The following is a 7,680-nucleotide window of genomic DNA, read 5'->3' on the forward strand; positions in this document are numbered from 1 at the left end:
ATTTCTGTGCCGAGTTAGAGGTGAAGAATGACAGGCCCGGCAATTCGCAGGCAATCGGTAGGCGTCAATGTCGGCGGCGTCATGGTCGGCGGCGGTGCGCCCATCGTCGTGCAGTCGATGACCAATACCGATACCGCCGATATCGACGCCACCGTCAAACAGGTGATGCAGCTGGCCCGCGCCGGCTCGGAAATCGTCCGCATCACGGTGGACCGCGACGAAAGCGCCGCCGCCGTACCGATCATCCGCGACCGCCTCGCCTTCATGGGCTATGACGTGCCGCTGGTCGGCGACTTCCACTATATCGGCCACAAGCTGCTCACCGACCATCCGGCCTGCGCCGAGGCGCTCGCCAAATACCGCATCAATCCGGGCAATGTCGGCTTCAAGGCCAAGCGCGACACCCAGTTTTCGACGTTGATCGAGCTGGCACTGAAATATGACAAGCCGGTGCGCATCGGGGTGAACTGGGGTTCGCTCGATGAGGAGCTGCTGACGAGGCTGATGGACGAAAACGCCCGGTCGGCCGATCCGATCACCGCTGCCGCCGTACAGCGCGAAGCCATCATCCAGTCCGCCTTGCTCTCGGCCCAGCGCGCCGAAGAAATCGGCCTTGGCCGCGACAAGATTATCCTCTCGACCAAAGTTTCGGACGTGCAGCACCTGCTCGCCGTCTATCAGGACCTCGCCGCGCGCTGCGATTACGCGCTGCATCTGGGCCTGACTGAAGCGGGCATGGGCACCAAGGGCGTCGTCGCCTCGTCGGCTGCGCTCGGCATTCTGTTGCAGCAGGGCATTGGCGACACCATCCGCATTTCGCTGACCCCGGAGCCGGGTGGCGATCGCACCACTGAGGTACGCGTGGCGCAGGAACTGCTGCAGACCATGGGGTTCCGCCAGTTCATTCCGGTGGTTGCCGCCTGCCCCGGCTGCGGGCGTACTACCTCGTCCACCTTCCAGACGCTGGCCAAGGACATTCAGGATCACCTGACGGCGTCCATGCCCGAATGGAAGGAGCGTTATCCGGGCGTTGAAGCCATGTCCGTCGCGGTGATGGGCTGCATCGTCAACGGCCCGGGCGAATCCAAGCACGCCAATATCGGCATTTCCCTGCCCGGCACCGGCGAAACCCCCGCTGCCCCGGTGTTCGTCGATGGCCAGAAAGTAGCCACCCTGCGTGGCACCGATGTCTCCGAGCAGTTCAAGGCAATGGTCGCCGACTACATCGAAAAGAATTACGGCACCGGCCAAAAAACCGCGGCGGAATGAACAGTCCTGTCGCCCTCAAACTCGATGTCGTGGTTATCGGCGCGGGGCAGGCGGGCCTGTCTGCTGCCTACAATCTGAAAAAGCTCGGCCTCGAACCTGGCCGACAGTTCATCGTGCTCGATCGCTCGCCACATGCCGGCGGCGCCTGGCAATATCGCTGGCCCAGCCTGACGCTGAGCACGGTCAATCGTATCCACGACCTGCCCGGCATGGCCTTTGCAGATACAATGCTTGATCGTGCCGAACTGGTCGAAGCCCGCACTGCCGTGCCGCATTATTTCGCCGCCTATGAGAAAGCGTTCGCTCTGCCAGTGTTCCGCCCGGTGATCGCGCAAGCGGTGCTCAATCGCGGTGAACGCCTGCGCATCGAAACCAATCACGGCAATTTTTCCGCCCGCGGCCTGATCAACGCCACTGGCACCTGGGAAACCCCTTTCATCCCGGCCTATCCAGGCGCCGCGCTATTCCAGGGCCGTCAGTTGCATACGAAAGACTATCGCGCTGCCGCCGATTTCGCTGGTCAGCATGGCATCGTCGTTGGCGGCGGCATTTCCGCAATCCAGCTGCTCGACGAAATTTCGCGTGTCACCAGCACCACCTGGGTCACCCGCCGCGAGCCGCAATTCCGCGAAGGACCGTTCAACGAGGATTGGGGTCGCGCTGCCGTCGCCATGGTCGAACAGCGCGTCCGGCAAGGGCTGACGCCCAATTCGGTGGTCTCAGTCACCGGTCTGCCGGTTACCCCGGCAATCATAGCGATGCGCCAGCGCGGCGTGCTCAATCGGCTGCCGATATTCAGCGAAATCACCGCCACGGGAGTGCGCTGGGACGACGGCACCAAGCAGAAAGCCGACGTCATTCTGTGGTGCACCGGCTTTCGCAGCAGCCTCGATCATCTGGCCCCGCTCAACCTGCGCACCGACAGCGGCGGCATCGTCATGACCGGCCGCCTCGCCACCCAGGTGGAACGCGACCCGCGCATCCATCTGGTCGGCTACGGCCCGTCGGCCTCCACCATCGGGGCCAACCGCGCCGGCGCCGTCGCCGCCAGCGAACTTCTGGCCCAGCTCAGACTGGTTTAGTAGCCAAACCACACGGCCAGCACCACAATGGCCAACTGGGCGATGCCAAGGCCGAGCGATCCATAAATCTTGATCTTGTCGCCGGTCTGCGTGCCGACCGCCGCGTCCACCAATTGGATGATCTCGGCCAGCGCACCGAGCCAGATCAGCCCGGGCATCGACCCCTTGAACACGGCCCATAGCACCACCACCAGCAGCGGCACCGAGCGAGCGACGCCGTAAAGCGCGAACACCCGCGCCGTATGAGAGTCTTCACCGTCCTTGACGATAAACCCAGGGAAGAACACCCCAGCCAGCGAAAATCCGGCCGCGACGACGACATTGATCACCGTCACGATCATCAGCAAAACCATCAGCATCAGACACTCTCCTCAGCGGCACGCGGTCGTTCGCACGCATCCACCCATTTGTCCCCAACCAGATCATAAAGCCGGTCGACCGTCAGCCGCACCGAAGAATGGGTTGAGCCACCCGCCGGGATGACTTCATCGTAAATCTTCAGCGACACGTCGCAATAAATCTTGAGCGCGCCAGGCAGCCCGAACGGGCAAACCCCGCCGACCTTGTGCGAAGTCAGTGCCTCGACCTCTTCTGCGCCCAGCATCCGCGGACGCCCGCCAAAAGCGGCCTTGGCCTTCTTGTTGTCGAGCCGTGCATCGCCGCGCGTCACCAGCAGGAAGTTTTCGCCATCGACGCGGATGGCCAAAGTCTTGGCGATCTGGCCGGGCTCGACGCCATGCACCGCTGCGGCCAGTTGCACCGTGGCGGTGGAGCCTTCGGTTTGCACCACTTTGAGATCGGGCGCACGCAGCGCCAGATCGTCGATCACGGACTGCATGGTCATGGCAAAAATCTCAAAACAATTGCGCCAACCGCTCTTCATACTTGAAGCGCGTCCGCTCGCGGATCGGGGTTTGCAGCGCGCGCCGCAAAAACGCCGGATCGAGGCTGCGCGCGCCATCCAGCGCCATCAGTTCGCACACGGTGACGCGCTCACCGGCAAACGGCGTGTAGGTGACCTCCATGCCGGCCGAGACCGCACCTATAGTCAGCACCCGGCAGTACGCGCCGGGCCGACCGGCCTGATGAAACCGCTTGACCCATTTCGGATCGCCCATCCGCGCCGCAAAGGTCATGCAGGGCGTGCGGTGATAGGTTACTTCAAGCAGCACATCGCCAATGGTGAAGCGATCGCCGATGGCAACCGCGGTGCCGTCGATCCCGTCGACGGTCAGGTTTTCGCCGAACAGGCCCGGTTCCGTCTCCCGCCGCAACTGCTGGCGCCAGAACGCGTAATCGCTCTGGAAATAGATATAGATCGCCTGATCGAAGCCACCATGATGCTGGCGATCGCAGATCGCGTCACCCTCGATCCCCAGCCGTCCGATTTGCAGCGGCCCATGGACTGGCGTTTTGACAATGCCGGTCAGCGGCCCGAAACCCTCGATATGGCGCGCGGCGCCGATATTGACGGCGATCAGTTCAGCCATCGCTAGTTCTCCCGTTCGGCAAAATAGCGGGCGCTGGCACGCAGACCGTCGGCCTTGGGGCCGAAAGTGCGCAACGCCGCCAGCGCTTCGTTGGCGATGCTGGCCAGTTGCAGCCGGGCGCCTTCAACGCCCAATTGGCCGACCAGCGTCTGCTTGCCCGCCGCCGCATCCTTGCCGGTCGCCTTGCCCATGGCTTCGGCAGTCGCCGTGACATCGAGAATATCATCGGCCAGCTGGAACGCGCGGCCCGCGGCTTCCGCATAGGCGGTGAGCGCCGACAGCGCCCGCGCATCGGCGCCACCAATGATGGCGCCGATGCGCACGCTGGCGCGGATCAGCGCGCCGGTTTTCATCGCCTGCATCTGGGCAATCTCGTTGCCGGAAAAACCGCCCTGCTCGCCCTCGATATCGCGCATCTGCCCGCCGACCATGCCGCCAGCGCCACTGCCCTGCGCCAGTTCGGCCACCAGTGCGATCCGCACGGCGGGATCGGGATGGGCGTCGGGCGTCGCCAACAGCCCAAAGGCGTGGGTCAGCAGCCCATCACCGGCCAGGATCGCGGTCGCGTCGTCGAACGCCTTGTGTACGGTGGGGCGACCACGCCGCAGATCGTCGTCATCCATCGCCGGCAGGTCGTCGTGAATCAGCGAATAGCAATGCAGCGCTTCCACCGCGAGCCCGGCAGTCAGGGCCAGGGCTGGCGCCACGCCAAACACCGCCGCTGCCTGCCGCACCAGCAATGGCCGCAACCGCTTGCCGCCATTGAGCGATCCATGGCGCATCGCAGCGATCAGCCGGGCGGGCGCACTTCCCGGACCTGACAGCACCTCGGCACTGACAAAACGGTCCAGCGCCTGCTCCACGGCGCGGGCGCAATCGGCGATATCGGCATCGAAGTCATACATGCTCTGTTGCTAGCCAATCGGGGCCGCTGGAGCAAGAGCGCCGCATGCCCGATAACTTCAGGCTTCCCCGCCCTGCTCGCCCCCGCTATGGAAAGTCCAGGTGTGAGAGCGGCGCGTGGCAAAATCCAAATTATCCTGGCGGGCCAGAACCGTGCGCATTCTGCGCGGTATCGCCATCGCGCTTGTCGTGCTGATCGCCATCCCGATCGCACTCACCCCAGTCTATCTGGTGATAAACCCCATCTCGGTGCCCATGCTGGAGCGTTACCTGACCAACCGTCCGGTGATCCGGCATTGGCAAGACATCGATGCGGTATCCGATCGGCTCAAGGCGGCCGTGATCCTGTCGGAGGATGGTCAGTTCTGCCGACACTGGGGCGTCGATATGTCGGCGCTGCGCGACGAACTGGACAATTTTGTCCACGGCCGCGACAGCCGTGGCGCCTCCACAATTACCATGCAGGTGGCGCGCAATCTGTTTCTCACCAATGCCCGCAACCCGGCGCGCAAGCTGCTCGAAGTGCCGCTGGCGCTTTATATCGATCTGGTGATGTCCAAGCGGCGGATTATGGAAATCTATCTCAACATTGCCGAATGGGGCCCGGGCGGGCAATTCGGCATTGCCGCCGGCACCGAGGCCGCCTTCAACGCCGAGCCTCAATCCATGGCCTGGGGCCGCTCGGCGCTGATGGCGGTCACCCTGCCCAATCCACTGCTGCGCTTGCCGGCCCACCCTTCAAGCGGCATGCTGCGCCTCGCCCGGGTCATTGCCGACAGGGCCCAGCAATATGGCGATCGCGCCGGATGTGTCGGTACTGATGGCACGCTGAAGCTCTGATCCGGTATGGCTGGGTTTTGAGCCGCAAAAGCCACTAGCCAAGCCCGGTTTTGTGCTCTATAGACACCGCCAATCCCAACAGAGCCAGTCTCTGGGCCGTTTCGGCGGCGCAACGATATTGAATTCGGAGTTACGATCATGGCAGTGCCAAAACGAAAGACCTCGCCGATGAAGCGTGGCTTCCGCCGTTCGCACGATGCGCTTTCCGCCTCGTCCTACGTTGAGGACAAGGATTCGGGCGAGCTGCGCCGTCCGCACCACGTCGACCTCAAGACCGGCATGTACCGCGGCCGGCAGGTCCTCGACGTCAAGAAAAGCTAAGTCGAGCCGCAACTTGCGCTCGAGATGAGAATTTGCAACGGCCGGTCCCTTTCGGGGCTGGCCGTTTGCTTTTGGCCTGACCCTTCCTTTGGAGTTTTCCCATGACCATGCGTGTTGAATCGGATTCGATGGGCACCATCAACGTGCCCTCGGCCAAGTATTACGGCGCGCAGACGGCCCGCTCCCTCGCCAATTTCGATATCGGCGGCGAGCGCATGCCCAAGGAAATCATCACCGCATTCGGCATCCTGAAAAAGGCCGCCGCTCTGGCCAATCACAAGCTCGGCCTGCTCGACGAAAAGACCCGTGACCTGATCGTCGCTGCCGCCGACGAAGTCATCGCCGGCAAGTTGGACGAGCATTTCCCGCTGGTGGTGTGGCAGACCGGTTCGGGCACCCAGTCCAACATGAACGTCAACGAAGTGATCTCCAACCGCGCCATCGAAATGGCCGGAGGCACCATGGGCTCCAAAAAGCCGGTGCATCCCAATGATCACGTCAACATGAGCCAGTCGTCCAACGACACCTATCCGACCGCCATGCACATCGCTGCGGTCGAGGCGCTGGAAAAGTACCTGTTTCCGCGCATCGAAACCCTGCGCAACACCCTCCATTCCAAGTCCGAGGAATTCATGGACGTGGTCAAGATCGGCCGCACCCACCTGCAGGATGCGACCCCGATCACCCTGGGCCAGGAAATGAGCGGCTGGGTCGCCCAGATCGATCTGGCGATCAAGGCGATCAAGGCCACCATTCCCCAGCTCGATGAACTGGCGCTGGGAGGCACCGCCGTTGGCACCGGGCTCAATGCCCACCCGCAATATGGTGAAACCGTCGCCGCCGAAATCGCCAAGCTGACCGGCCACGGCTTTATCACCGCGCCCAACAAATATGCGGTGATGGCCGGCCATGATGCCTTTGTCGGCACCTCGGGTGCGCTCAAGCAACTGGCCGCCGCGCTGATGAAGATTGCCAATGACGTGCGCTGGCTGGCCTCCGGTCCCCGCTCGGGCCTGGGTGAACTGACCATTCCGGAAAATGAACCCGGCTCCTCGATCATGCCGGGCAAGGTCAACCCGACCCAGTCCGAAGCCATGACCATGGTTGCCGTGCAGGTGATGGGCAATGACGCCGCCATCGGCTTTGCCGCCAGCCAGGGCAATTTCGAGCTCAACGTGTTCAAGCCGGTGATCGCCTACAACTTCCTGCAGTCCGTGCGCCTGCTGGCCGACAGCGCCCGCTCGTTCAACGACAATTGCGCCATCGGCATCGAGCCGGATCGCGCCCGCATCACCGAACTGGTCAACAAGTCGCTGATGCTGGTCACCGCGCTCAATCGCAAGATCGGCTACGACAACGCCGCCAAGATCGCCAAGAACGCCCACAAGACCGGCTCGACCCTCAAGGAATCAGCCGTGTCGCTCGGCCTGCTGACACCCGAGGAATTCGACGCCGAAGTAAAGCCGGAATCGATGGTCGGGCCGCTCAAGCTGAAGAAGTAGGCCACACTTCACTTCCTTCTCCCCTTGAGGGAGAAGGTGGCGCGTAGCGCCGGATGAGGGGCGCGCGAAGCGCTCTATTCCGCTGCGTCAAGGTCCAGAAATCCGCCGGACTGGCGGGACCAGAGGCTGGCATAGGTGCCGCCCTGGGCGAGGAGGGTGGCGTGAGTGCCTTCTTCGATGATCAGGCCGCGATCGAGGACGATGAGGCGGTCCATTGCCGCGATGGTAGAGAGGCGGTGGGCGATGGCGAGGACGGTCTTGCCGCGCATAAGG

At 63.1% G+C, this 7,680-nt stretch carries 9 protein-coding genes and 1 pseudogene; 5 read left to right on the forward strand and 5 right to left on the reverse strand.

Features of this window, described 5'->3' with window-relative positions; genetic code table 11:
- Positions 1 to 27 precede the first annotated feature (27 nt).
- Positions 28 to 1,269, forward strand: a complete 1,242-nt coding sequence (gene ispG, locus ABIT12_RS16955) for a flavodoxin-dependent (E)-4-hydroxy-3-methylbut-2-enyl-diphosphate synthase (protein ID WP_348041972.1) — start codon at positions 28 to 30, stop codon at positions 1,267 to 1,269.
- Positions 1,266 to 2,351: an NAD(P)-binding domain-containing protein gene (locus ABIT12_RS16960; protein ID WP_348041973.1), complete on the forward strand. Its 1,086-nt coding sequence runs from the start codon at positions 1,266 to 1,268 to the stop codon at positions 2,349 to 2,351. Before ispG ends, ABIT12_RS16960 begins: the two co-directional genes overlap by 4 nt.
- Here the strand turns inward: ABIT12_RS16960 and ABIT12_RS16965 are convergent.
- From ABIT12_RS16965 to ABIT12_RS16980, 4 genes are read right to left on the reverse strand one after another with little or no spacing between them, the layout of a single operon-like run.
- A complete protein-coding gene (locus ABIT12_RS16965; RefSeq protein WP_348041974.1) occupies positions 2,348 to 2,710 on the reverse strand; it encodes a hypothetical protein in 363 nt (120 codons plus the stop codon). The two genes, ABIT12_RS16960 and ABIT12_RS16965, sit on opposite strands and share 4 nt — an antisense overlap.
- Complete coding sequence (locus ABIT12_RS16970; protein WP_348041975.1) at positions 2,710 to 3,195, reverse strand: YbaK/EbsC family protein; 486 nt, start codon at positions 3,193 to 3,195, stop codon at positions 2,710 to 2,712. Before ABIT12_RS16970 ends, ABIT12_RS16965 begins: the two co-directional genes overlap by 1 nt.
- A gap of 10 nt (positions 3,196 to 3,205) precedes the next feature.
- Entirely contained in the window at positions 3,206 to 3,841 is a 636-nt protein-coding gene (locus ABIT12_RS16975; RefSeq protein ID WP_348041976.1) for an MOSC domain-containing protein, read from the reverse strand.
- A gap of 2 nt (positions 3,842 to 3,843) precedes the next feature.
- A complete protein-coding gene (locus ABIT12_RS16980; RefSeq protein ID WP_348041977.1) occupies positions 3,844 to 4,746 on the reverse strand; it encodes a polyprenyl synthetase family protein in 903 nt (300 codons plus the stop codon).
- 115 nt (positions 4,747 to 4,861) lie between these two features.
- Here ABIT12_RS16980 and ABIT12_RS16985 point away from each other — a divergent pair, with 115 nt between their 5' ends.
- The 3 genes from ABIT12_RS16985 to fumC all read left to right on the forward strand — a co-directional run bounded on the left by ABIT12_RS16985 (position 4,862) and on the right by fumC (position 7,407).
- Positions 4,862 to 5,584, forward strand: coding sequence for a transglycosylase domain-containing protein (locus ABIT12_RS16985; RefSeq protein ID WP_348041978.1), 723 nt, complete (start codon positions 4,862 to 4,864; stop codon positions 5,582 to 5,584).
- 138 nt (positions 5,585 to 5,722) lie between these two features.
- A complete protein-coding gene (rpmF, locus tag ABIT12_RS16990; RefSeq protein ID WP_348041979.1) occupies positions 5,723 to 5,905 on the forward strand; it encodes a 50S ribosomal protein L32 in 183 nt (60 codons plus the stop codon).
- 101 nt (positions 5,906 to 6,006) lie between these two features.
- The gene (gene fumC, locus ABIT12_RS16995) at positions 6,007 to 7,407 is read left to right on the forward strand and encodes a class II fumarate hydratase (RefSeq protein WP_348041980.1); all 1,401 of its coding nucleotides are present in this window, start codon (positions 6,007 to 6,009) and stop codon (positions 7,405 to 7,407) included.
- 74 nt (positions 7,408 to 7,481) lie between these two features.
- On the opposite strand, the pseudogene ABIT12_RS17000 reads toward fumC, so the two are convergent.
- Positions 7,482 to 7,680: pseudogene (locus ABIT12_RS17000) on the reverse strand (ABC transporter ATP-binding protein); the annotation flags it as partial.

This window comes from Devosia sp. (assembly GCF_039927955.1).
Taxonomy (GTDB): Bacteria; Pseudomonadota; Alphaproteobacteria; order Rhizobiales; family Devosiaceae; genus Devosia.